Origin of the sequence: Streptomyces sp. NPDC053431 (assembly GCF_044544925.1) — a bacterium.
Taxonomy (GTDB): Bacteria; Actinomycetota; Actinomycetes; order Streptomycetales; family Streptomycetaceae; genus Streptomyces.
The window spans coordinates 131526-153672 of sequence record NZ_JBITXX010000013.1; the positions used below are offsets into that span (position 1 = coordinate 131526).

Genomic DNA, 22147 nt, shown 5'->3' on the forward strand with positions numbered 1-22147 from the left:
GCAGCCTGACGGCCCCACGGGCCGCAAGCGCAGGGGCCCCGCCCCTCCGGTCTCCCGGAGGGGCGGGGCCCCTGGGCATACGCGGGTGCTGAAGCGTTTCCGCAGCCAGGCCGAGTTCTTTTCCGCGACCAGGCCGACCGTGCGGTGCGCTACTCGGTGCTCGGCACCAGCCGCTCCGGGCCCGGGTTCGGAGCGGTACGCAGCATCTCGCGGAGCTCCTTGTCCTCCGGGCGCAGTTTCGGCGGACCGCCCCGCACCGGTACCCCTTCGACGACCTCACCGGGCGCGATCAGCGGGATGTAGCGGGTCGGCGCGGTCACCACGGTGAAGGCCGTGAGGCCGATCAGCACCGCCGTCGCCCCGAAGACCGCCCGGGTGAGCAGCCGGGCCCGCCGCTCGCTGCCCGACCGCACGCTGCGCGCCGCGGGCAGCGTCGCCGTCGGCGCCTCCGCGACGAGCGTGCTCAGCCGGCTGTGCAGCGCCTCGGGGTCGGCGAGCTCGGGCAGCTGCCGCGCGATGAACTCACGGGCGTGCAGCAGCCGGTTCCCGGCGGCCGGGGTGCTCGCCTCGGTCTCGGCCGCCGTCTCCGGCAGGTCGAGGCCGAGTCCGTCGTAGAGCAGGACGGTACGGCGGTACGGGGGCGGCAGTTCGAGCAGCGCCGTGAGGAGGGCGCGCCGGGAGCCGTCGGTCGGCGGGGAGTCGGGGTGCCGGTGGCGGCGCCGGAAGCGGTGCCAGGGCGAGAGCGCGTACTCGTACGCCGCCGCGCGCACCCAGCCCACCGGATCGCGGTCGACGGCGACCTCGGGCCAGTGCTGCCAGGCGTGGTGGAACGCGCGCTCGACGGACTCGCGGGACAGCCTGCGGCGCCCCGTGAGCAGATACGTCTGGTGCGCGAGCGAGGGCGCGGCATACGCGTACAGCGCGTCGAACGCCTCCTCGGGCGTCAGCCCGCCGACGCCCCCGACCTCCGCCCCACCAGCGGCCTCACCGCCTTCCGGGGCCGCCGGGGCCGCGTCGATCCGGCCGTCGGCCCCTGAGGCGGCGGCCTCCCGCCGCGGCCTCCGGCCCCGCCCGCCCCGGGCCCCGCGTACGGCGCCGTCGCCGACCACGGCGTCCCGCGCGTCCGCGGCGACGGACCGGGCGCCGCCCGCACCGGCCGATCCACCCCCACCCGCGCCGGCCCCGGTGGCCCTGGCCGGGGCTGCGGCCTGGGTGCCGCTCGTGGACGTGGTCCGGGTGCCGGGCGTGGCTTCCGTGGCGGGGCCGCCGACGGCCGCGTCCGCCGCTTCGGCGCCGGCCGCACCCGCCGAAGCGGAGCCGTTCCCCGCGGCGGCGGGCGCGATGCCGGCCGCCTCACCGGCGTCGGCCGCTGCGACGGTCACACCCGCCATCGCACGGTCCGCCGCCGATGCCCCGGCGTCCGGGCCGGTGGTCCCGGTCGAGGCGATGACGCGGCGCACGGGTCCACGGGCGTCCGCCGCGGCGGTGACCCGCCGGGCCGGCCTGTGGGCGTCCGCCGCGACAGCGTCCCGCGCCGCACCGTCGCGCACGGCGGTGGCGCGCCGGTTCGGTCCGTGGGCGTCCGCCGGGGCAGAGCCCAGCGCCGCACCGTCCCGCACCGCATCGTCCCGCGCGGCGGTGGCACGCCGGGTCGGCCCGTGGCCGCCCGCCGGGGCAGCACCCCGCGCCGCATCGTCGCGCGCGGCAGCGGCGCGCCTGGCAGGTCCGTCCGTGTTCGTCACCACGGCGCCTTCCGCGGAGTCCCGTTCTTCGGTGCCCCGCCTCGCGGTGCCCCGCCTCGCGAGGCCCCGCCCCTCGGCGCCCCGTTCCGCGCTGCCGCGCCCCGCGCTGCCGCGCTCAGCGGTGGTCCCGCGAGTCCGGACCTGTGCGGCGGCGGCGCCCGTCGTGGTCGCGGGCGGCGCGGGCGGCGCGGGCGTCCTGGGGTCGCTCCCGGTCGTTTTCAGGCGTTCCTCCGGCTGTCGCGGAGGTTCCTGGGGTGCGGGCCGTGCGGATTCCGCCGGGTGGGGTGTCGTCGTCAGCGGGGCCGACGGGGTCCTGGGCGGGCGGTCCGGGCCCTTCGTGGCCGGTCGCGGCCGGGTGGGGTCCGGGGCGGGGCGGGTGGCCTTCTCCGGTTGCGGGGGCGTCGGCTCCTCGTAGACGCCGAGGAGCTTCGCGTACGCCTCCCGCTTACGCCCTCGGGGGGCGCTGCGCCCGGTCTCCCAGGAGCGGACGGTGGCGCGGGTGACGCCCAAGGCCTCCGCGACCTGGTCCTCGCTCAGGGAGAGAGCCTCCCGCAGTCGGCGCCGCTCCTTGGGGGACGGGAGCGAGACGGACGGACTCGTCGGACTCATCGGCGTCGACCTCCCGCGGCGCTGCCCTGGGCGGAAAAGTACATAAACGTATCTTGAGCGACACAACCGGCATTCGCCTGTTACGAGGGCAAACCGCGTGTCGCTGGCAGCATGGCCTCCGTGACGCAGCTGACCGAGCAACGCCCGCCGATGGAGCCCGCCGTCCGGGTCCACGGCGGCCGTTCCGCCGCCCTGGCCACCGCCTTCGTGCGCGGCGGTCTGGCGGCCGGACTCGGTCTCGGCGCGTTCGCCGTTCTCGTGATCGCCGCCTGGATCGCCTCGCCCTACCCCGACAGCGGCCCCGGCGGCGCCCTGCACACCGCCGCCGGCCTCTGGCTGCTGGCGCACGGGGCCGACCTGCTCCGGACGGGCACCGCCACCGGCGTCCCGGCCCCCCTCGGCGTCACCCCGCTGCTCCTCACCGCCCTGCCCCTGTGGCTGGCGCACCGGGTGGCCCGCGACACCCTCGACCCCGACGACGGCCGGCCCGCGCCCCCGCCCGTCGCCGGCATCGCCGCGGTCGCCTCGGGATATCTGCTGGTCGCGGCCCTGGTCGTGGTCTACAGCGAGGCCGGCGCCCTCCCCGCCGACCTGCTCACCGCCGGTGGCTGGTGCCCCGCCACCGTCCTCGCCGCCACCGGCGCCGGAGCCTGGACCGCGTACGGCCGGCCGCTGCCGGGCCGCGCACAGAGCGAGGTGGCCCTGCGCGCCGCCGGGCCGGCCCTGCTGACGCTCCTCTGCGGCGGCGCGGTCCTCGCGGCGACCTCGCTGCTGTGGCACGTGGGCGAGGCCCAGGCGTCCTTCAACGGTCTCGCGGGGGAGTGGTCGGGCCGGGCGTCCCTCACCCTCCTCGGCCTCGCGCTCCTGCCGAACGCCGTCGTCTGGGGCGCCGCCTACGGGCTCGGCCCCGGATTCCTGCTGGGCACGGGCGCCCTGGTCACCCCGCTCGGCTTCACCGGCACCCCCGCCGTCCCCGACTTCCCGCTGCTCGCCGCGCTCCCCGGCCAGGGCCCCGCCGGCTGGCCGCAGGGGGTCGCCGCCGCGGTGCCCGTCCTGGCCGCCCTCGTCCTGGGGCGCCGGGTGGGGCGGGCGGCCCGCTCCTGGTCCGGGCCGGAGACGGCGGCGAGCGCGCTGGCCGGCGCCGGGCTCTGCGGCGCGGTGGTCGCGGTCCTCGCGGCGGCGGCCGGCGGCCCGCTCGGCTCGGGCCGGCTCGCGGCCTTCGGGCCGGTCTGGTGGCAGACGGGCGCGGCGGCGGCGCTGTGGTCCACGGCCGTCGGCCTGCCGGTCGCGTTCGCCGTACGGGCCTGGGGCCGCCGTGGCCTCCGGAAGGCGGCGGAGCGGGCGACACGGGCGGCGGACATCGCGGCCGGCGCCACGGCGGGCCAGGCGGCGGGCGGGTCGGCCGGGCCCGTGCCCGTACCCCCGGCTCCGTCGGCACCCGCCGTTCCGTCCGTGTCCGCGGCCCTGTCCGCGCTCCTGCACCTGTCCGTACCGGCACCGGCCACGCGTCGGGGTTCCGAGGGGGACTCCGGGGAAGTGCTGGGGGGCCCGGACGCGGGCTCTCTCCCGGCAGGTCGGCCCGACACGACCGGGGCGCTGGACGCCCTGGACGCCCTCGATCCCCTCGACCCGCTCGACCCGCTCGACGACGACTCCGGCGACGAGGCCTACGGCTTCCTGCCCGCCGCCTGGGAACCCCCTGCCGGCCCCCCGGCGGAGCCGCCGGCCCCGCCGCCCGAGCAGGGGTGACTACTCGCGCACCCCGAAGGTGTCCTGCAGCGGCTTCGGCAGCAGGTCGTTGCACGCCAGCTGGCTCTGCTTGGTCAGGGCGTCCGCCCGGCACTCGTAGAAGTCGCGGTACGCGAGGTGCATCGCGAAGCCGCTCGCGACGATCATCAGGGCCACCGCGGACGCGGCCAGGCCGCTGATCGCGGCCGTCCGCTTCGAGCGGGCCGCGGTCGCCGCCTGGCCGGCCGGGACCGGCGGCCGCGGGCCTTCGCCCTCCGCGGCGTCGGGCGCCTTCACCTTGGCGCGCAGCGCGCTGACCGCCCAGTACACGCCGAGCGCACCGAGCAGCAGCGCGAGCTCGGGGATGTCGAAGATCGCGAAGAAGAAGGCCCACATGCCGGAGAGCACCGCGTACCGCGCACGCCGCTGCGCCGGGTCGGTCGGGTCCCAGCGCAGCCCGGGGCCCTGGCCGCCCTCGGGGCCGCCCTGACCGCCCTGGCCGCCCGAGGGGCGCTCGGGTCGACGGCCGAAGCCGTCGGAGGAACGTCCGGGCTGACTGCTGCTCCAGCCGGGACCGGCCGAGTCGCCGCCGCCCTCCGGGTCCTGCTGCCCCTCCGGGCCCTCCGGACGCCGCGGCTGCCACGGCTGGTCCGGCTGTCCCTCCGGCGGCGGTGCGAACGGGTTGTTGTCGTTCGTGGACTGGCGATCCGGCATGTGCTGGACGTCTTCCCTCTGTCTGGTGTGCCCGGGTGTGATGTGGCGCGCGGCCCTGGTGTGGCGGGTCGTCGGACCCTGACGCTACCGCCCGGTCCCGCCCCCGTCCCGTGGGGGCCGTCCGGAGTGCCGGTATCGTTGCTGACGGTCGGGCCCTTCGTAGGGTTCCCCGTATCGAGGGACGCGATTCGTTCGTACGACCGCACAAACACCACGGAAAGAGTGACCCAGTGGCTGCCGCCCGCCTCGTCGTCCTGGTCTCCGGTTCCGGCACGAACCTTCAGGCCCTGCTCGACGCCATCGCCGCCGACCCCGAGGGTTACGGCGCCGAGGTCGTCGCCGTCGGCGCCGACCGCGAGGGCATCGTCGGGCTCGACCGGGCCGAGCGGGCCGGGCTTCCCACCTTCGTCTGCCGCGTGAAGGACCACGCGAGCCGTGAGGAGTGGGACCGCGCCCTGACCGAGGCCACCGCCGCGTACGAGCCCGATCTCGTCGTCTCGGCCGGCTTCATGAAGATCGTCGGCAAGGAGTTCCTCGCCCGCTTCGGCGGCCGCGTCGTGAACACCCACCCGGCGCTGCTGCCCAGTTTTCCCGGTGCCCACGGCGTCCGCGACGCCCTCGCCTACGGCGCGAAGGTCACCGGATGCACCGTCCACTTCGTCGACGACGGTGTCGACACCGGCCCGATCATCGCCCAGGGCGTGGTCGAGGTGCGGGACGAGGACGATGAAGCCGCGCTCCACGAGCGCATCAAGGAAGTCGAGCGCTCGCTGCTCGTCGAGGTCGTGGGGCGCCTCGCCCGCAACGGCTACAGCATTGAGGGACGAAAGGTTCATGTCGGTGAACACGGACACCGTTAAGCCCATCCGCCGCGCGCTGGTCAGCGTCTACGACAAGACGGGGCTCGAAGAGCTGGCCCGTGGTCTGCACGAGGCCGGCGTCGAGCTGGTCTCCACCGGCTCCACGGCGGCGAAGATCGCCGCCGCCGGCGTCCCGGTCACCAAGGTCGAGGAGCTGACCGGCTTCCCCGAGTGCCTGGACGGCCGCGTCAAGACGCTGCACCCGCGCGTGCACGCCGGCATCCTCGCCGACCTGCGCCTGGAGTCGCACCGCGCGCAGCTCGCCGAGCTGGGCGTCGAGCCCTTCGACCTGGTCGTCGTGAACCTGTACCCGTTCCGCGAGACCGTCGCCTCCGGCGCCACCCCGGACGAGTGCGTCGAGCAGATCGACATCGGCGGCCCGTCCATGGTCCGCGCCGCGGCCAAGAACCACCCGTCCGTGGCCATCGTCACCAGCCCGGAGCGGTACGCCGACGTGCTCGCCGCCGTCAAGGCCGGCGGCTTCGACCTCGCCACCCGCAAGCGCCTGGCCGGCGAGGCGTTCCAGCACACCGCCGCGTACGACGTGGCCGTCGCCGCCTGGTTCGCCGACGACTACGCCGCCGCCGACGACTCGGGCTTCCCCGACTTCCTGGGCGCCACCTACGCGCGCAAGAACGTGCTGCGCTACGGCGAGAACCCGCACCAGGGCGCCGCGCTCTACGTCGACGGCACGGGCGGCCTCGCCGAGGCCGAGCAGCTGCACGGCAAGGAGATGTCGTACAACAACTACACGGACACCGACGCCGCGCGCCGGGCCGCGTACGACCACGCCGAGCCGTGCGTCGCGATCATCAAGCACGCCAACCCGTGCGGCATCGCGGTCGGCGCCGACGTCGCCGAGGCCCACCGCAAGGCGCACGCCTGCGACCCGCTGTCCGCGTTCGGCGGCGTCATCGCCGTCAACCGCCCGGTGTCCGTCGCGATGGCCGAGCAGGTCGCCGAGATCTTCACCGAGGTCATCGTGGCCCCCGGCTACGAGGACGGCGCGGTCGAGATCCTCGCCAAGAAGAAGAACATCCGCGTGCTGCGCGCCGAGGGCGCCCCGGCCAACCCGGTCGAGGTCAAGCCCATCGACGGCGGCGCCCTGCTCCAGGGCACCGACCGCCTCCAGGCCGACGGCGACGACCCGGCCAACTGGACCCTCGCCACCGGCGAGGCCCTGTCGGAGGCCGAGCTCGCCGAGCTCGCCTTCGCCTGGAAGGCCTGCCGCGCGGTCAAGTCCAACGCCATCCTGCTCGCCAAGGACGGCGCCTCGGTCGGCGTCGGCATGGGCCAGGTCAACCGCGTCGACTCCGCGAAGCTGGCCGTCGAGCGGGCCGGCGAGGAGCGCGCCGCCGGCTCGTACGCCGCCTCGGACGCCTTCTTCCCCTTCCCCGACGGCCTGGAGATCCTCACCGCCGCCGGCGTGAAGGCGGTCGTGCAGCCGGGCGGATCGGTCCGCGACGAGCTGGTCGTCGAGGCCGCGAAGAAGGCGGGCGTGACCATGTACTTCACCGGTACGCGCCACTTCTTCCACTGACGGTGACGGGGACCGTCACGGTCCCCTTGATCGACGCCCGGGGCGGGCTCCGGCCCGCCCCGGCGTCGATTCCGCCGGTCGAGTGGACTCTGTTCTAATGGGTTGCCGTTCTGTCGGCGGCTGGTCCATGGGGGCGCGGTGTTGGATGTCCAGAGCAGTTCCGCGGCGGAGTCCTCCGCCCCCGAGGCCGACGGCGGCAGGCCGGACGCCGGCCTCGCGCCGGCACCGGTGCTCCCGTACGCGGCCGTCGCGACCGTCCTCGGCGCCCTGTACTTCCTCTACTCCTGGGTCCAGTACGACCGCTTCCGTACGCCCTCCTGGGACCTCGGCATCTTCGAGCAGTCCGTCCGGGCCTACGCCGAGCTGCGCGCCCCGATCGTCGACATCAAGGGCCCCGGCTTCCTCATACTCGGGGACCACTTCAGCCCGGTGACGGCGCTCCTCGCGCCGCTGTACTGGGTGTGGTCCTCCCCGCTCGCGCTCCTCCTCGCCCAGGCCGCGCTCTTCGCCGCCTCCGCCGTCGTCGTCGGCCGCACCGCCCAGCAGGTGCTCGGCAGCCGCGCCGCCGGGATCGGCCTCACCGTGGCGTACGGGCTGTCCTGGGGCCTCCAGGAGGCGGTCAAGTCCGACTTCCACGAGATCGCCTTCGCCGTCCCGCTGCTCGCCCTGACCTGCCGGGCCCTGCTCCTCGGCCGCTGGACCGCCGCCGTCGCCTGGTCCGTGCCGCTCGTCCTCGTCAAGGAGGACATGGGCCTCACCGTCGCCATGGTCGGCGCGGTCCTCTTCGTCAAGGGACAGAAGCGGCTCGGCGCCGCACTCGCCGGCTTCGGCACCGTCTTCTTCGGGCTCACCGTGCTCGTCCTCATCCCGGCCGCGAGCCGGGTCGGCCAGTACGACTACTGGGCGAAGATCGAGAAGACCGGGGACGGCGCGCACGTCTCCTTCCTCGACTCCCTCGTCGGCGCCTTCCAGCACGGCGAGAAGTGGGAGATGGTCTTCTTCCTCGTCGCCGTCACGGGCTTCCTGTGCCTGCGCTCCCCGCTGACGCTGCTCGTCCTGCCGACCCTCGCCTGGCGCTTCCTCTCCCACGACCCCAACCACTGGGGCATGTTCTGGCACTACAACGCCATCCTCATGCCGGTGGTCTTCCTGGCGCTGGTCGACGCGGTGCGCGCCGTGCGCAGCTCGCCGCGCCCGTGGCTCGTGGCGTACGGGAAGGTCGTCGTGCCCGTGGTCACGGCGATCGCCCTCGTGCACGCCCTGGACATGCCGCTGCGCGAGCTGCTGCGCTCCGAGACGTACCGCACGGACGCCCGCACCCTGGACGCGCGGCGGGCGGTCGCCGCGGTGCCGGAGGGCACCAGCGTCGAGACCAACGTGACGCTCATGGCCCATCTGACCGGGGACCACACGGTCTACTGGGTCGGCGGCGCGCAGGGCGTGAGCCCCGACTACCTCGCCCTCGACCTCAACTCCGGCTGGTCCCAGCCGGTCACCGACCCGGTGGGCCTGGCCTCGCAGCTGCACCCGGAGGCGCGCTACGCGGTGTCGGCGCAGGCGGGCCAGTTCGTGGTGCTGAAGCGGCAGTAGCACGCCGAACGCGAGCGGGCGGGCCCCCGGTCCGAGGACCGGGGGCCCGCCCGTCGGCGTCCGTCACGCGACCGCGGTCAGCGGTTCTCCTTGACGACGACCGTGCTGCACATCTTGTCGGAGAAGGTCTGCTTCTTGGCGTCCCAGATGGGCCACAGGTAGCCGAGGTAGCAGGCGATGCCGTCGACGAAGTGCGCGAGCTGCCGCACGAAGGCCATGCCGAAGCCCAGCGGGGCGCCGGTGGCCTCGCGGAGGGTGCGCGTGCCGCAGACCTTCTTGCCGATGGTCTGGCCGGTGGAGCCCTCCTGGTAGACCTGGAAGAAGAACATGCCGATCAGGTAGACGAACCCGAGCAGGGAGAGGATCGCGGCCGGGCCGCTGCTCTCGCCGTCGGACATCGCGAGGCCGATACCCGCCAGCAGGTAGTACGGGCCGAGGATGATCAGCGAGTCGATCAGGCGGGACAGCACGCGCCAGCCCCAGTGCGCCAGCGGCGGCTGGGCGCCGTAGCCCATCGGGGCCTGCGGGTAGCCGCCGCCGTACGGCTGCTGGACCGGCGGCGCCTGCGGGTAGCCGTACTGCGGCGGGACGCCCTGGGGGGCCTGCTGCGGGTAGCCGTAGCCGGGCTGGCCCTGGGGCTGGCCGTAGCCGGGCTGCTGGCCGTACGGGTTGTTGGGGTCGCCGAAGCTCATTCGGTAATTCCTCCGTGGGTCTCTGCGGGGACGACGCGGCCGCACCGAGGAAAGTCAGCAAACGAAAAGAGCGGTATGTCCCCCCAGCACTGCCCGCGGCACTGCGCAGATCATCGTGGTCAAGACGGCGGCCCCTTGTCCAGTCGATACGCAGCGCGGTTGTGCAAGTGCAATCTCCGGTTCCGAATTGGAATCAGGCGGGGGTCATCCGGGAGGATGGCCGCATGAGCGCCCAGATTCTCGATGGCAAGGCCACCGCAGCCGAGATCAAGTCCGATCTGACCGCCCGCGTGGCGGCCCTCAAGGAGCGGGGCGTCACGCCCGGTCTCGGCACCGTCCTGGTCGGCGACGACCCGGGCAGCCAGAAGTACGTCGCGGGCAAGCACCGCGACTGCGCCCAGGTCGGCATCGCCTCCATCCAGCGGGAACTGCCCGCCACCGCCACGCAGGAGGAGATCGAGGCGGTCGTCCGGGAGCTGAACGAGGACCCGTCCTGCACCGGCTACATCGTGCAGCTGCCGCTGCCCAAGGGCATCGACGAGAACCGCATCCTGGAGCTGATGGACCCGGCCAAGGACGCCGACGGCCTGCACCCGATGAACCTCGGCCGGCTGGTCCTCAACGAGCCCGCCCCGCTGCCCTGCACGCCGAACGGCGTCATCACCCTGCTGCGCCGGCACGGCGTCGAGATCAAGGGCGCCGAGGTCGTGGTCGTCGGCCGCGGTGTCACCATCGGGCGTCCGATGCCGCTGCTGCTGACCCGCCGTTCCGAGAACGCCACCGTGACCCAGTGCCACACCGGCACCAAGGACCTGGCGGCCCACCTGCGGCGCGCGGACATCATCGTCGCCGCGGCCGGCGTCGGCCACCTGATCAGGCCGGAGGACGTCAAGCCGGGCGCCGCCGTGCTCGACGTGGGCGTCTCCCGCGACGCCGACGGCAAGATCGTCGGCGATGTGCACCCGGGCGTCGCCGAGGTCGCCGGCTGGATCTCGCCGAACCCCGGCGGCGTCGGACCGATGACCCGCGCCCAGCTCCTGGTCAACGTCGTCGAGGCCGCCGAGCGCGCGGCCGGGGTGCTCTGACCGTGCCCTCCTCCGAGTCGCCGGAGGAGCCGGACGCCGGCACGCGGGCGGAGTACCCGGAGGCGCCCGGCGGGGCCGCGTCGCGCCGTCACCCGCGGGCCACGCTCACCACCACGACCGCACGCCCCGAGGGAGGCGGCCGGGCGGCGCCCGGCGACGCGCCGGCGCCCGCGCGCCAGTGGCCGTTGCTGACCGTCCTGGGTCTGTCCGCGCTCGGGCTGCTCATCGTCGGCACCGATCTGCTGCCGCAGTCGTTCCGGATCGGCACCCTGCTGGTCGGAGCGTCGCTGCTGACGGGCGCGGTGCTGCGGCGCGTGCTGCCCTCGGTCGGGATGCTGGCGGTGCGCTCCCGGTTCACCGACATGGTCACGTACGGGGTGATGGGCGGCCTGATCGTGCTGCTCGCGCTGATGGTGCAGCCGGAGCCGTGGCTGCGGATCCCGTTCCTGGAGGACGTCCTCCATCTCACGGTGACCTGATCTCACGGTGGCCTGATCTCACGGTGGTCTGATCTCACGGTGGTCTGATCTCACGGTGGTCTGATCTCACGGTGGTCTGATCTCACGGTGGTCTGATCTCACGGTGATCTGACGCCGAGGAAACGGCGGGCGCCCGTCCTCTCCCCCGTGGGAGGACGGGCGCCGCCGCGATCCAGGGTCATGTACGTGCCAACGCCCGTTCAAGCGTCGCCGGACCTCTGTGGCACGGAAGTGACCATTCCGGTACTTGGTGTCCGGTAGCCGGGTGGCAGTGAGCCGTCCCACAAGGGGGTGGGGATTCGGCAGGGCCCGGGTCGGATAGCCTGACCGCTGGATATCTCTTCACGTCGAGACACCGATCGATCAAGAGGGCTATCCGACACCAGGGGCAGGGACCCCCACCGCCAGCTGTCTTACGGAGATCGCCATGACCCGCACTCCCGTGAATGTCACCGTGACCGGCGCGGCCGGCCAGATCGGCTACGCGCTGCTCTTCCGCATCGCCTCCGGCCACCTGCTCGGCGCGGACGTGCCGGTCAAGCTCCGCCTCCTCGAGATCCCGCAGGGCGTCAAGGCCGCCGAGGGCACCGCCATGGAGCTCGACGACTGCGCCTTCCCGCTCCTCAAGGGCATCGACATCTTCGACGACCCGAACAAGGGCTTCGAGGGCGCCAACATCGCGCTGCTCGTCGGTGCCCGCCCGCGCACCGCCGGCATGGAGCGCGGCGACCTGCTCGCCGCGAACGGCGGCATCTTCAAGCCGCAGGGCCAGGCCATCGCCGCCCACGCCGCGGACGACATCAAGGTCCTGGTCGTCGGCAACCCGGCCAACACCAACGCCCTGATCGCCCAGTCGAACGCCGACGGCGTCCCGGCCGAGCGCTTCACCGCGATGACCCGCCTGGACCACAACCGCGCCCTGACGCAGCTGGCCCAGAAGACCGGCTCCTCCGTCGAGGACATCAAGCGCCTCACCATCTGGGGCAACCACTCCGCCACGCAGTACCCGGACATCTTCCACGCGGAGATCGCCGGCAAGAGCGCCGCCGAGGTCGTCAACGACGAGGCCTGGCTCGCCGACACCTTCATCCCGACCGTCGCCAAGCGCGGCGCCGCGATCATCGAGGCCCGTGGCGCGTCCTCCGCCGCCTCCGCCGCCAACGCCGCCATCGACCACGTCCACACCTGGGTCAACGGCACCGCCGAGGGCGACTGGACCTCCATGGGTGTCCCGTCGGACGGCTCCTACGGCGTCCCGGAGGGCCTGATCTCCTCCTTCCCCGTCACCTGCAAGGACGGCAAGTACGAGATCGTCCAGGGCCTGGACATCAACGAGTTCTCCCGCCCGCGCATCGACGCCTCCGTCCAGGAGCTCGTCGAGGAGCGCGACGCGGTCCGCGAGCTCGGCCTGATCTGATCCGGACTCCGGTCCGCGAGCTCGGCCCGATCCGAGCCCCGGACCCGGGTCCGTGAGCTCGGCCCGATCCGAGCCACCGGGCTCTGCCCGTAGCACGCACACGGTGCCCCCGGCCCCTACGGCCGGGGGCACCGTGCGTTCTATGCTGTCCCGTCAGCCCCGGCCAACGGGGCGGAGCGCACGCGCAGTTCGGTACCTCGGGGGAGTCCTTGACGCAGCCGTCCTTACCTCAGCAGCCCGGCCCGCCGCCCGCCGTGCCCCGCGGCGACCCGGCCGCGAGCGAGGCCACCCGGCTGCTGTGCGCCGGCACCTACCTCGACGAGACCTTCCGCGACGCCGTCATCGAGGAGCTCTACGTCCACGAGGAACGGGTCGCCGCCCCCTCCCTCGGCATCGACGCGGCCCGCGTCCTCGCCCACGCCCTGCGCGCCCGCCGCATCGAACTCGGCTGGTCCGCCGCGATCCTCGGCCTCTGGGTCGTCTCCTTCGCCCTCACCCAGGGCCTGGTGCTGCTCCTGGCCGTACCGTTTCTCCTCCTCGGCATCGCCCGCTGGCTCCGCGGCCGGGCGCGACGCGCGCCGTGGTACCGCGCCGTCCCCGCCTTCCTCCTGCGCTGGTACGCCCGGCTGCTGCTCCTCATGAACGTCCTGACGCTGCTCTCCGCCGCCTTCCAGCAGGACGTCGGCGGCTGGTGGATGCTCTCGGAGCTCCTGGGCGACGGAAGCCCGAACGAGCTCACCGGGTACGCCCTCTCCGGCGCCGCGGGCCTCGGGTGGGGCATCGGCCCCCTGGAGGTCTGGGTCACCCTCGCCGTGCCGTTCCTCATCGCCGCCGCGGTGGCCGCGCAGAGCGGCCAGTTCGCCAGGGCCCTCACGGGCGAACTGGCCGGAACCCGCTTCGCCGACCTCCAGCGCGACCCCGCCGAGCAGGCCCAGGGCGCCCGCTTCCGGCGGCTGCGCGACCGGATCCGGATCGAACAGCACGCGCGTCTCGTGATGTACCGCTCCGAAAACCCGTTCTGCGGCGCCGGTGAACCGCACGAGCCCTGGTCCCTCTCCGTGGAGCTGCGGCCCCGCAAGGACCTGGACGGCCGCGCACCCGAACCGCTCGACAACAGCGCGATCATGCGGCACATCGTCCCGCTCGTGGAGGCGCTGCGCGTGCCGTCCCCGCACGGCTCCCCGGGAATCCAGGCGGGCGTACGGGACCGGCTGCGCGAACTGGAGATGGACGAGGTCGTCTTCCTGCCCGTCGACGGCCTGCCGAGCCGCGAGGCCGCCCCGTACAGCCCCGAAGGCTTCGAACGGCACCGCTCCGGCGCGATCGAGGAGGGCGGCGAGACCCGCCGGCACTTCCTGCGGATCAGGGTCGGCGGCTGGGGCGAGGAGATCGTCACCACCGTCTTCGTCCGCGTCCACACCCAGGGCGGCATGCTGATGCTGGAGGTCGCCCCGCACGTCCTCCGGCCGGTCGCCGAGCTGTACCGGTACGCCGACCGCACCGCCCACCGCTACCGCCACAACCACCACTTCGGCCGGGCCGTCCAGGCGCTCCGCCAGACCCCGCGGTCCGCCGGGCAGGCCGTGGTCACCCTCTGGCGGGCCTTCGTCCACGGGTGGCGGCTCGCCACCGAGGGGTACGGGGGCGCGCTGCCCGAGGGCCCGCTGCACTCCGTGCGCGAGCTCGGCTCCGACGACGAGGCCTCGCTCTTCCAGGAGATGGACGTCAGCCGCTACCTGAAGAGCATCCAGGACCGGGTCGTGAACGGCGTGACCGTGGCGCTGCGTCAGGCCGGTTACGAGACCGCCGAGTTCGAGCAGAAGATCGTCCACGTCGCCGAGGGCGGAACGTTCATCGAGGGCACCAAGGGAAACGTCACCATCGGCGACCGCAACACCGTCACCAGCAAGACCTTCACCACGACGAAGACCGGAGGCTCCCGTGGCTGAGCACCACACCCCCGCGAACCCCGCGGCCGGCGGCATCCACGTCAGCAACGCCGGCGGCAACGTCACCATCGGCGACCACAACACGGTGTCGTACACGGCACGGGGGTCCGAACCCGCCCGCGACCCCCGCCAGGAGGAACTCCTCCAGGCCGTCCGCGCGCTCCGCGCCGATCTGACGCGCCTCGTCGCCTCGGAGCAGACGGCCGCGCTCGACGCCGAACTGTCCGGCGCGCAGGAGGAGATCGAGGGCACGGGCGCCGCCGCCCCCGGCCGCCTCACCCGGCTCCGCCAGGCCCTCGCCGACGCGGGCGCCGTCACCGGGCTCTTCGCCTCGGCCGCGGCCGTCGGCCAGGCGCTCGGCGCGCTGCTCGGAGGGTGAGATGAGCCGTAACGGGGGCGGCGCAGCGTGGTGGAACGACGAGACGCAGAGCTGGGAGACGGGACCGGCGACCGGTCCTGACGCTGGACCGCCGCCGCCCGGCCCGGGAGCGGTGCCGGGCCCCGGCGCGGCGCCGGGGGCCGTTCCGGGGCCTGCTGGCGGGTACGGGCCGGGGGCTGCTTCCGGCCCGGCGGCGTCGGGCCCCGGCGCGCCGCCCGGACCGGGAGCGATGCACGGCCCCGGCGCGGTGCCGGGGGCCGTTCCGATCCCCGGTGGCGGTGGCGGTGGCTACGGGCCGGGGGCCGTCGTGCCCATGCCGCCCATGCCGCCGCCCCTGCCCCCGCAGGCGCCGCCCGGGGTGCCGGGGGCGCCGGGAGGCGCGCTCGGGGGATCGCGGAACGCCGTGATCGCCGGGGTCGTGGTGGCCGTGCTGGTCGCCGGGTCCGTCGGCGGCTGGTTCCTGTGGGGACGGGGCGGAAGCGGCGGGGGTACGGGGCAGGGCCCCACGGCCGCGCCCAGCGTGTCCGCGTCGACCTCCGCATCGCCGTCCGGCTCCGACGGCACGCCCTCCGGAACGGCCTCGGAGTCCCCGTCGCCCTCCGACGGCGCCCCGCCGGCCGGCTACCGGCTCGTCGAGGAGAGCGGCTTCACCCTCGCCGTACCCGAGGGCTGGAACCGCACCTCCTCGGGGGCGAGCGTCTTCTACAACGCGCCCGACGGCCTCAGCCTGGTGCAGGTCTACATCCTGGACGAGCCGGGGATCACCCCGTACGAGGCGCTGCGGCAGACCTCGCGGGACCTCGCCGCCCAGAACCCCGGCTACCGCGAGATCAGCCTCGGCCGGACCGGGGCGGGCGGCGCGGACGCCGAGCTGGTCTACGCGTACGACCGCAGCGAAGGGCGTCGGAAGGTCGTCGACCGGGCCTTCACCGGCGGCGACGGGCGGCAGTACGCGGTGCTCGCGGCGGGACCCGAGAGCACCTGGCCCGAGCAGCGGAAGACGCTGGACACGGCCCTGCGGTTCTTCAAGCCGTGACCGGCCGGGCCGTCGCCAGCTGACGGGCCAGTTCGGCGACGCCCCGCAGCGCACGCGCGTGCAGGCCGTGCCCGAAGGTGATCCGGGTCGCGCCGAGCCGGCCGAGCTCGGCGTGCGACGGGTCGCCCGGCCGGGCCAGGAAGTTGAGCGGGCCCTCGACACCCGCCGCGCGGAGCCGGGGCAGGTCCTCGGGCGGCGCGAGGATCGGGAAGACGCAGTCCGCGCCTGCCGCCACGTACAGGCGGGCGCGTTCGGCGGCCTCGTCGGCCGTCCCGCCGCGCAGGTACGTGTCCACGCGCGCGTTGACGAACAGCGAGGGCCCTGCCGCCTCCCGTACCGCCGCGATCCGTTCGGCCTGCTCGCGCGGGTCGCGCAGGTCGTGCGTACCGCGTTCGGAGTCCTCCAGGTTGAGGCCGACCGCGCCGGACTCCACGGTCCGCGCGACCAGCTCCCGGGCCGGCAGGCCGTAGCCGTCCTCCAGATCGGCGGTGACGGGTACGGAGACGGCCCGGACGATCCGCGTCACCGCGGCGAACATCTCGTCGGCCGGGGTGTGCCCGTCGGCGTAGCCGAGGACGGCGGCGATGCCCGCGCTCGGCGTGGCGAGGGCCGGGAAACCGGCCTCCTCGAAGACGCGCGCGGTGGCGGCGTCCCAGGGACCAGGCAGGACCAGGGGAAGGTCGCCGGGCGGTACGTCGTGCAGACGGCGCAGCTCCTCGGCGCCGGGCCCGCGGCCCGCCTTCGCGTCCGCGCTCATCGCTTGTACATCCCGGGGGTGTAGTGCCCCGGGGTCATCCGGGTGCTGACGGCGATCCGGTTCCAGGAGTTGATGACGATGATCGCGCCGATGACGTGCGCGAGCTCGGCCTCGTCGAAGTGGCGGGCGGCCTCCGCGTAGACCTCGTCCGGGACGAAGCCGTCGGTGAGGACGGTGACGGCCTCGGTCAGGGCGAGGGCGGCCAGTTCGCGTTCGGTGTAGAAGTGCCGCGACTCGCGCCAGGCGGACAGCTGGACGATCCGCTGCACGGTCTCGCCGGCCGCGAGCGCGTCCTTCGTGTGCATGTCCAGGCAGAAGGCGCAGTTGTTGATCTGCGAGGCGCGGATCTTGATCAGCTCGTAGAGGGTGGGGTCGACGTGCTTCGACGCGGCCGTCTCCAGGCCGATCATGGCCTTGTAGAACTCGGGGTGCCGCTCCGGGAAGGGCATCCGGGGCGCGTGCTCCTCGGCGTGGGCGGTGGGATCGGCGGGGGCGGACGGGGTGGTCTCCGTGAGCGTCATGTCGATCACCGTACGGGCCGGATGGTGCCCGGGTATGGTCCATTCCCATGGCGGATGACTGGGCCACTTTCGGCGCCGACCTGCATCTGGAACTCTCCGGCAAGGGCCTGCGCGACGGACTGATGGGCGCCCTGCGCGAGGCCGTGCGCAGCGGGCGGCTGGCGGCCGGGACACGGCTGCCGTCCTCCCGTTCCCTCGCCGCCGACCTGGGGGTGGCGCGCAACACGGTCGCCGACGCGTACGCGGAACTGGTCGCGGAGGGGTGGCTCACCGCGCGGCAGGGCTCCGGCACGCGGGTGGCCCCGCGGTCCGCGCCGCGCCGCCCGGCGGGGCCGAGCCGGGGCGCCATCGCGGCGGCCGCGGCCGGGAGGCCGGCGTACAACCTGCAGCCCGGCACCCCCGACCTCGCCTCCTTCCCGCGCGCGGACTGGCTGAAGGCGGCCCGCAAGGCGCTGACGGCCGCGCCGCACGAGGCCTTCGGGTACGGCGATCCGCGCGGCCGGATCGAACTGCGCACCGCCCTCGCCGAGTACCTGGCGCGGGCGCGGGGCGTGTACGCGCGGCCCGAACGCATCATGATCTGCTCGGGGTTCGTGCACGGCCTGATGCTGATGGGGCAGGTGCTGGCTTCCCGCGGGGTACGGGAGACGGCCGTGGAGGCGTACGGCCTCGACATCCACCGGAACCTGCTCGCCCGGACGGGCCTGCGGACTCCGGCGCTGCCGTTCGACGAACGGGGCACGCGGACGGAGGGGTTGGGGGCCATGGGGGACGGGCTCGGCGCGGTCCTGATGACGCCCGCCCACCAGTTCCCGATGGGCGGGGCGCTCCAGCCCGACCGGCGGGCGGCGGCCGTCGACTGGGCGCGGGCAGCCGGGGGACTGGTCCTGGAGGACGACTACGACGGGGAGTTCCGCTACGACCGGCAGCCGGTCGGCGCGCTGCAGGGCCTCGATCCGGAGCGGGTCGTCTACCTCGGCACCGCGAGCAAGTCCCTCGCGCCGGGGCTGCGGCTGGCGTGGATGGTGCTGCCGGAGCACGTGGTGGACGAGGTGGCGGCGGCGAAGGGGGAGGTGGACTGGGTGTCCAGCGTCACGGACCAGCTGACCTTCGCGGAGTTCCTGCGCTCGGGCGCCTACGACCGCCATGTGCGCGCCATGCGGCTGCGCTACCGGCGCCGGCGGGACCAGTTGGTGGCGGCCGTCGCCGAGCGCTCGCCCGCGACGCGGGTCAGCGGCATCGCGGCGGGGCTGCACGCGGTGCTGGAACTGCCGGCCGACACGGAGGCCGCGGTGGTCCGCGCCGCCGCCTTCCAGGGGCTGGCCCTCACCGGTCTCGACCACTTCCGCCACCCGGACACGCCGGCCACCGCCGACGCCGTGGTCGTCGGCTACGCGACCCCCCCGGACAGCGCCTGGTCACCCACCCTGACCACCCTCTGCCGCTCCCTCCCCTAACCCGCCGCCCATCCCTCCGGGTTGCGCCCACCCCCAACGCCTGCGTCCGCCCGGTACGGGCTGCGCCCGCCCCCTGCGGCTGCGTCCATCGTGCGGAGGGGGCGGGGGAGACGCGCAGTTGGTTGTGCGCCGGGCGCAGTGGGGTGGGTGCGGGCGCAGTGGGGTGGGTGCCGGGCGCAGTGGGGTGGTGGGGGCGCGTTCGGGAGGGGGTCAGTCGGCCGGGGCCGGTTGGGTTGTCGACGGGGCCTCTCCGAAGCGGGCCAACGTCAAGGACCCCGCCACCGCGACCGCGAAGCCCAGAAAGGCCAGCCAGGAAAACCCCTCCCGCGTGCGGTCGCCCAGCCACGCCACGCCCACCATCGCCGGCCCGATCGTCTCTCCGAGGACCAGCCCGGCCGTCGCGGTGGTGACCGACCCGCCGTGGAGGGCGGACGTGTAGAGCAGGAACGCCGCGCCGCCGCCGACGAGGAGGGCGTAGAGCGCCGGGTCCGTGAGGTCCACCGAGTCGATCAGGCGGACCGCGACCTCCACCACCCCGAAGCCGACACCGCCCGCGAGCCCCAGCGTCAGGGCCCGCGGCCGTTCCGGCAGCCGTCCCGCCGCCGCGCCGACCAGCAGGACACCGAACGCCGCCGCGAGCAGCCCCCACTCCAGGCCCGCCACCACCTCCTCGTGGCCCTCCCTGCCGGACGCGAGCGCCAGCATGGCCAGGCCGAGGCACACCAGGCCGACGGCCGTCCACTCGACCCGGCGCAGCCGGACCTTCAGGACCCGCGATGCGATCACCGCCGTCACGGCGAGGCTCGCCGCGAGCGCCGCCCCCACCGCGTAGATCGGCAGCGTCCGCAGCGCGACGATCTGCAGCACGAAACCGAGCCCGTCCAGGCCGAGCCCGGCCAGGTAGCGCCACTGCCGCAGCGCCCGCCACATCAGGGTGACGTCGACCCCGCCGCCGGTACCGGGCTCGGCGGCCCGGGCGCCGATCGCCTGGAGCACCGAAGCGGCGCCGAAGCAGAAAGCGGGCCCCAGTGCGCACAGCATCCCAAGAAGCACGAAAGGGACTCTAGTGCGACGGGGATCGGGCACACGCTTACGCCGGGCCTACACTGTGCGATCGCAACCCGGCGCGGCAGCCGCCGGGCGGACAGGGGAGGAAAGGCGATGCGCAGACTGAGGTCAGGAACGGTGATACTCGGCGGCGTCAGCGTGCTCGCCGCCACGCTCACCGCGTGCGGCTCCGAGCCCGACCGCCGGTGCATCGACCCGGTCACGTACAAGGAACTCCCGGACTACCAGTGCCAGTCCGGCGGCAGCGACGACGACGACTCCCACAGCAGCGGCCGCTACTACTACGGCGGCTCCTCCCGCAACGGCAGGGTCAGCGGCGGCAGCTTCGACAGCTCCGCCGTCGACAGCGGTGGCTTCGGCGGCCACCACTCCTCCTCCGGCGGCTGATCCCGCCGTGCAGCGCCACACCATCGAGCCCCGTCCCGGCTGGCAGCGGACGGTCGAGGAGCAGGGCCTGATCTATCCCCTGACCCGCTACCCCGACGACTCGCTGCGCCCCTACTGGGACGAGAGCGCCTACTACTCCTTCACCCTCCCCGAGGTCGAGGCCCTGGAAGAGGTCGTCGAGGAGCTGCACGCCATGTGCCTGGCGGCGGCCGCGCACATCGTCGAGAAGGACCGTTTCGCGGAGCTCGGCATCACCGACCGCCGGCTCCGGGCGCGGGTCGCCGAGGCATGGCGCCGCCGCGCCGAACTGCCCACCCTCTACGGACGCTTCGACCTCCGCTACGACGGCACCGGTCCGGCCAAGATGCTGGAGTACAACGCCGACACCCCCACCTCCCTCGTGGAGGCCGCGAGCCCGCAGTGGTTCTGGATGGAGGAGCGCTTCCCCGGCGCCGACCAGTGGAACTCCCTCCACGAGCGGCTCGTCGACGCCTGGCGGCGCCAGGCGCATCTGCTGCCGCCCGGCAGCCCGGTCCACTTCGTCCACTCCGAGGGCGACGAGCTCGGCGAGGACCTGATGACCGTCGCCTACCTGCGCGAGACCGCCCAACAGGCCGGTCTCGCCACGGAGGCGCTGTCGGTGGAGCGGATCGGCTGGGACCGGATCTCCGGGCGCTTCGTCGACGACCGGCTCCGCTTCATCCGCGCCTGCTTCAAGCTCTACCCGTGGGAGTGGCTCACCACGGACCGCTTCGGGCCGTACGTCCTCGACACCCTCGACAACGGCGGCGGTACGGGGACCACCTGCTGGATCGAGCCCGCCTGGAAGATGCTGCTCTCCAACAAGGCGCTCCTCGCGATCCTCTGGGAGCTGTACCCCGGGCATCCCAACCTGCTGCCCGCCTACCTCGACGGCCCGCGCGAGCTCGCCGCCGCCGGCGGTCCCGGCTACGTCTCCAAGCCGCTGCTCGGCCGCGAGGGCGCGGGCGTCACGCTCCACGAGCCGGGCTCCGACCCGGTGCCGCCCGACGACGAGCCCCGCTGCTACCAGGAGTCGGCCCCGCTGCCCGACTTCGACGGCAACCGGGTGGTGCTCGGCGCGTGGACCGTCGGGGACGAGGCGGCGGGGCTCGGGATCCGGGAGTCGGCGGGCCCGGTCACGGACGAGTACGCCCGCTTCCTCCCGCACGTCATCCTCTGAGGCGAGGGCCCGGCAGGGCCGCGGCGCCGCTCGGCGACGGCGGGCTACTCGGTGACGTAGTCCCGCAGCGGTGCGGGCTTCAGGCCCGCCGCGTCCGCGAGGTCGAGCGCTCGCCTCAGGTCCTGCTCGATCGTCTCGTTGAAGTGCAGCAGGATGATGTCGCCCGCCTTGAGGCTCGGCGCCGGCGGGGTCCACGCGCCCCAGGTGGTCAGGTCGTACGTCCAGGTCACCAGCGCCTTCGCACCGCAGGCGCGGGCGGTGGTCCGGGTCGTCCCGTCGTACGCGCCGTACGGCGGGCGCAGCAGTCGCGGGCCGTCGCCGAACTCGGCGAGGTGCGCGTCGCGCGCGCCGCAGATCTCGGCCTTCTGGCCGGCGGCGTCCAGGGTGGTCAGGTCCGGGTGGCCGACCGTGTGGTTCTCGACCCGGGAACGGCCCTGGTCGAGCAGGGTGTGGAAGTAGCCGTCGTCGTACGTGTAGGCCCCCGGCAGCAGGAAGAGCGAGGCGGGCACCCGGCGGTCGAGCAGCAGCTTCGCGGCGGCGGGATCGTGGTACCAGCCGTCGTCGATGGTGACGAACACGACCGGGTCGGTGGTCTCCACGTGGGAGACGACCGGGACGGGCTCGGGCCAGGCCGCCGCCGGGGCGGCGTGCGCGGAGCCGGCGAACGCGCCGAGCAGCGCGACGGGGACGAGTGCGGCGAGCGCGCCGCGCAGCGCGCGACGCAGACGGGGTCTCGACATGGCGGCCATCATTGGCCTAGACCACATGAAGTGTCAATGGGCCTACCCCCGGCCCCAGTTGACCCTCACCCGCCCCGCGAAACGGACCGGCGCCCTCCACGGTGGAAGCCGGGAAGGCCACCGTGCCGACCCCTGCCGGCACGGCCCCCTCCCCGGCGGCGGGTTCCGGACCGGGAGTCCGAAGTCGGCCCCCGAC

Annotated in this window: 20 protein-coding genes; 13 read left to right on the plus strand and 7 right to left on the minus strand. The window is 74.4% G+C overall.

Going from position 1 to position 22147, the window contains the following annotated elements; all coding sequences use genetic code 11:
- Positions 1-149: 149 nt before the first annotated feature.
- Entirely contained in the window at positions 150-2351 is a 2202-nt protein-coding gene (locus ACIGXE_RS27120; RefSeq protein WP_399751478.1) for a sigma factor-like helix-turn-helix DNA-binding protein, read from the minus strand.
- Between the two features lie 120 nt (positions 2352-2471).
- On the opposite strand from ACIGXE_RS27120, the gene ACIGXE_RS27125 reads away from it, so the two are divergent.
- On the plus strand, positions 2472-4100 hold the full coding sequence (locus ACIGXE_RS27125) for a DUF6350 family protein (RefSeq protein WP_399751479.1): 1629 nt from the start codon (positions 2472-2474) through the stop codon (positions 4098-4100).
- Here ACIGXE_RS27125 and ACIGXE_RS27130 read toward each other — a convergent pair whose 3' ends face one another.
- The gene (locus ACIGXE_RS27130) at positions 4101-4793 is read right to left on the minus strand and encodes a hypothetical protein (RefSeq protein WP_399751480.1); all 693 of its coding nucleotides are present in this window, start codon (positions 4791-4793) and stop codon (positions 4101-4103) included.
- 230 nt (positions 4794-5023) lie between these two features.
- Between ACIGXE_RS27130 and purN the strand changes: the two genes are divergently transcribed.
- The 3 genes from purN (at position 5024) to ACIGXE_RS27145 (ending at position 8783) form a co-directional block, all read left to right on the plus strand.
- Complete coding sequence (gene purN, locus ACIGXE_RS27135; RefSeq protein ID WP_399751481.1) at positions 5024-5653, plus strand: phosphoribosylglycinamide formyltransferase; 630 nt, start codon at positions 5024-5026, stop codon at positions 5651-5653.
- Positions 5628-7193 carry a bifunctional phosphoribosylaminoimidazolecarboxamide formyltransferase/IMP cyclohydrolase gene (gene purH, locus ACIGXE_RS27140; RefSeq protein WP_399751482.1) on the plus strand — a complete coding sequence of 522 codons (1566 nt, stop codon included), beginning with the start codon at positions 5628-5630 and terminating at the stop codon, positions 7191-7193. The genes purN and purH overlap by 26 nt, the downstream gene beginning before the upstream one ends.
- Before the next feature lie 138 nt (positions 7194-7331).
- On the plus strand, positions 7332-8783 hold the full coding sequence (locus ACIGXE_RS27145; RefSeq protein ID WP_399751483.1) for a DUF2079 domain-containing protein: 1452 nt from the start codon (positions 7332-7334) through the stop codon (positions 8781-8783).
- Between the two features lie 77 nt (positions 8784-8860).
- On the opposite strand, the gene ACIGXE_RS27150 is transcribed toward ACIGXE_RS27145, so the two are convergent.
- Positions 8861-9475 carry an RDD family protein gene (locus ACIGXE_RS27150; RefSeq protein ID WP_399751484.1) on the minus strand — a complete coding sequence of 205 codons (615 nt, stop codon included), beginning with the start codon at positions 9473-9475 and terminating at the stop codon, positions 8861-8863.
- 224 nt (positions 9476-9699) lie between these two features.
- On the opposite strand from ACIGXE_RS27150, the gene ACIGXE_RS27155 reads away from it, so the two are divergent.
- The 6 genes from ACIGXE_RS27155 (at position 9700) to ACIGXE_RS27180 (ending at position 15820) form a co-directional block, all read left to right on the plus strand.
- Positions 9700-10560: a bifunctional methylenetetrahydrofolate dehydrogenase/methenyltetrahydrofolate cyclohydrolase gene (locus tag ACIGXE_RS27155; protein WP_399751485.1), complete on the plus strand. Its 861-nt coding sequence runs from the start codon at positions 9700-9702 to the stop codon at positions 10558-10560.
- Positions 10461-11039 carry a DUF3017 domain-containing protein gene (locus tag ACIGXE_RS27160; RefSeq protein ID WP_399751577.1) on the plus strand — a complete coding sequence of 193 codons (579 nt, stop codon included), beginning with the start codon at positions 10461-10463 and terminating at the stop codon, positions 11037-11039. The genes ACIGXE_RS27155 and ACIGXE_RS27160 overlap by 100 nt, the downstream gene beginning before the upstream one ends.
- Before the next feature lie 427 nt (positions 11040-11466).
- Positions 11467-12456, plus strand: coding sequence for a malate dehydrogenase (locus tag ACIGXE_RS27165; protein ID WP_399751486.1), 990 nt, complete (start codon positions 11467-11469; stop codon positions 12454-12456).
- 209 nt (positions 12457-12665) lie between these two features.
- Positions 12666-14405, plus strand: a complete 1740-nt coding sequence (locus tag ACIGXE_RS27170; protein WP_399751487.1) for a hypothetical protein — start codon at positions 12666-12668, stop codon at positions 14403-14405.
- A complete protein-coding gene (locus ACIGXE_RS27175) occupies positions 14398-14784 on the plus strand; it encodes a hypothetical protein (RefSeq protein WP_399751488.1) in 387 nt (128 codons plus the stop codon). Before ACIGXE_RS27170 ends, ACIGXE_RS27175 begins: the two co-directional genes overlap by 8 nt.
- Positions 14785-15187: 403 nt before the next feature.
- Positions 15188-15820 (plus strand): hypothetical protein, encoded by a 633-nt coding sequence (locus ACIGXE_RS27180; protein ID WP_399751489.1) that lies wholly within the window; start codon positions 15188-15190, stop codon positions 15818-15820.
- On the opposite strand, the gene ACIGXE_RS27185 is transcribed toward ACIGXE_RS27180, so the two are convergent.
- Both ACIGXE_RS27185 and ACIGXE_RS27190 read right to left on the minus strand, forming a co-directional pair.
- Positions 15810-16577, minus strand: a complete 768-nt coding sequence (locus ACIGXE_RS27185) for an isocitrate lyase/phosphoenolpyruvate mutase family protein (RefSeq protein WP_399751490.1) — start codon at positions 16575-16577, stop codon at positions 15810-15812. The genes ACIGXE_RS27180 and ACIGXE_RS27185 overlap by 11 nt on opposite strands.
- Positions 16574-17098, minus strand: coding sequence for a carboxymuconolactone decarboxylase family protein (locus ACIGXE_RS27190; RefSeq protein WP_399751491.1), 525 nt, complete (start codon positions 17096-17098; stop codon positions 16574-16576). The genes ACIGXE_RS27185 and ACIGXE_RS27190 overlap by 4 nt, the downstream gene beginning before the upstream one ends.
- A 47-nt stretch (positions 17099-17145) precedes the next feature.
- On the opposite strand from ACIGXE_RS27190, the gene ACIGXE_RS27195 reads away from it, so the two are divergent.
- The gene (locus ACIGXE_RS27195; protein ID WP_399751492.1) at positions 17146-18555 is read left to right on the plus strand and encodes a PLP-dependent aminotransferase family protein; all 1410 of its coding nucleotides are present in this window, start codon (positions 17146-17148) and stop codon (positions 18553-18555) included.
- Between the two features lie 210 nt (positions 18556-18765).
- Here the strand turns inward: ACIGXE_RS27195 and ACIGXE_RS27200 are convergent, their stop codons facing one another.
- On the minus strand, positions 18766-19596 hold the full coding sequence (locus ACIGXE_RS27200; RefSeq protein WP_399751578.1) for a hypothetical protein: 831 nt from the start codon (positions 19594-19596) through the stop codon (positions 18766-18768).
- 120 nt (positions 19597-19716) lie between these two features.
- Here ACIGXE_RS27200 and ACIGXE_RS27205 point away from each other — a divergent pair, with 120 nt between their 5' ends.
- Both ACIGXE_RS27205 and ACIGXE_RS27210 read left to right on the plus strand, forming a co-directional pair.
- Positions 19717-20010, plus strand: coding sequence for a hypothetical protein (locus tag ACIGXE_RS27205; protein WP_399751493.1), 294 nt, complete (start codon positions 19717-19719; stop codon positions 20008-20010).
- Between the two features lie 7 nt (positions 20011-20017).
- The gene (locus ACIGXE_RS27210; RefSeq protein ID WP_399751494.1) at positions 20018-21211 is read left to right on the plus strand and encodes a glutathionylspermidine synthase family protein; all 1194 of its coding nucleotides are present in this window, start codon (positions 20018-20020) and stop codon (positions 21209-21211) included.
- A 44-nt stretch (positions 21212-21255) separates the two neighbouring features.
- Here the strand turns inward: ACIGXE_RS27210 and ACIGXE_RS27215 are convergent, their stop codons facing one another.
- Entirely contained in the window at positions 21256-21951 is a 696-nt protein-coding gene (locus ACIGXE_RS27215) for a polysaccharide deacetylase family protein (protein ID WP_399751495.1), read from the minus strand.
- Positions 21952-22147 lie beyond the last annotated feature (196 nt).

Excerpts from the sequence above, each read along its gene's own strand:
- ACIGXE_RS27155 (WP_399751485.1), top strand. The coding sequence starts at position 9,700 with ATGAGCGCCCAGATTCTCGATGGCAAGGCCACCGCAGCCGAGATCAAG.
- ACIGXE_RS27215 (WP_399751495.1), bottom strand. The coding sequence starts at position 21,951 with ATGTCGAGACCCCGTCTGCGTCGCGCGCTGCGCGGCGCGCTCGCCGCA.
- ACIGXE_RS27185 (WP_399751490.1), bottom strand. The coding sequence starts at position 16,577 with ATGAGCGCGGACGCGAAGGCGGGCCGCGGGCCCGGCGCCGAGGAGCTG.
- purH (WP_399751482.1), top strand. The coding sequence starts at position 5,628 with ATGTCGGTGAACACGGACACCGTTAAGCCCATCCGCCGCGCGCTGGTC.
- ACIGXE_RS27130 (WP_399751480.1), bottom strand. The coding sequence starts at position 4,793 with ATGCCGGATCGCCAGTCCACGAACGACAACAACCCGTTCGCACCGCCG.
- ACIGXE_RS27150 (WP_399751484.1), bottom strand. The coding sequence starts at position 9,475 with ATGAGCTTCGGCGACCCCAACAACCCGTACGGCCAGCAGCCCGGCTAC.
- ACIGXE_RS27205 (WP_399751493.1), top strand. The coding sequence starts at position 19,717 with ATGCGCAGACTGAGGTCAGGAACGGTGATACTCGGCGGCGTCAGCGTG.
- ACIGXE_RS27190 (WP_399751491.1), bottom strand. The coding sequence starts at position 17,098 with ATGACGCTCACGGAGACCACCCCGTCCGCCCCCGCCGATCCCACCGCC.
- ACIGXE_RS27195 (WP_399751492.1), top strand. The coding sequence starts at position 17,146 with ATGGCGGATGACTGGGCCACTTTCGGCGCCGACCTGCATCTGGAACTC.
- ACIGXE_RS27165 (WP_399751486.1), top strand. The coding sequence starts at position 11,467 with ATGACCCGCACTCCCGTGAATGTCACCGTGACCGGCGCGGCCGGCCAG.
- ACIGXE_RS27120 (WP_399751478.1), bottom strand. The coding sequence starts at position 2,351 with ATGAGTCCGACGAGTCCGTCCGTCTCGCTCCCGTCCCCCAAGGAGCGG.
- ACIGXE_RS27200 (WP_399751578.1), bottom strand. The coding sequence starts at position 19,596 with ATGCTGTGCGCACTGGGGCCCGCTTTCTGCTTCGGCGCCGCTTCGGTG.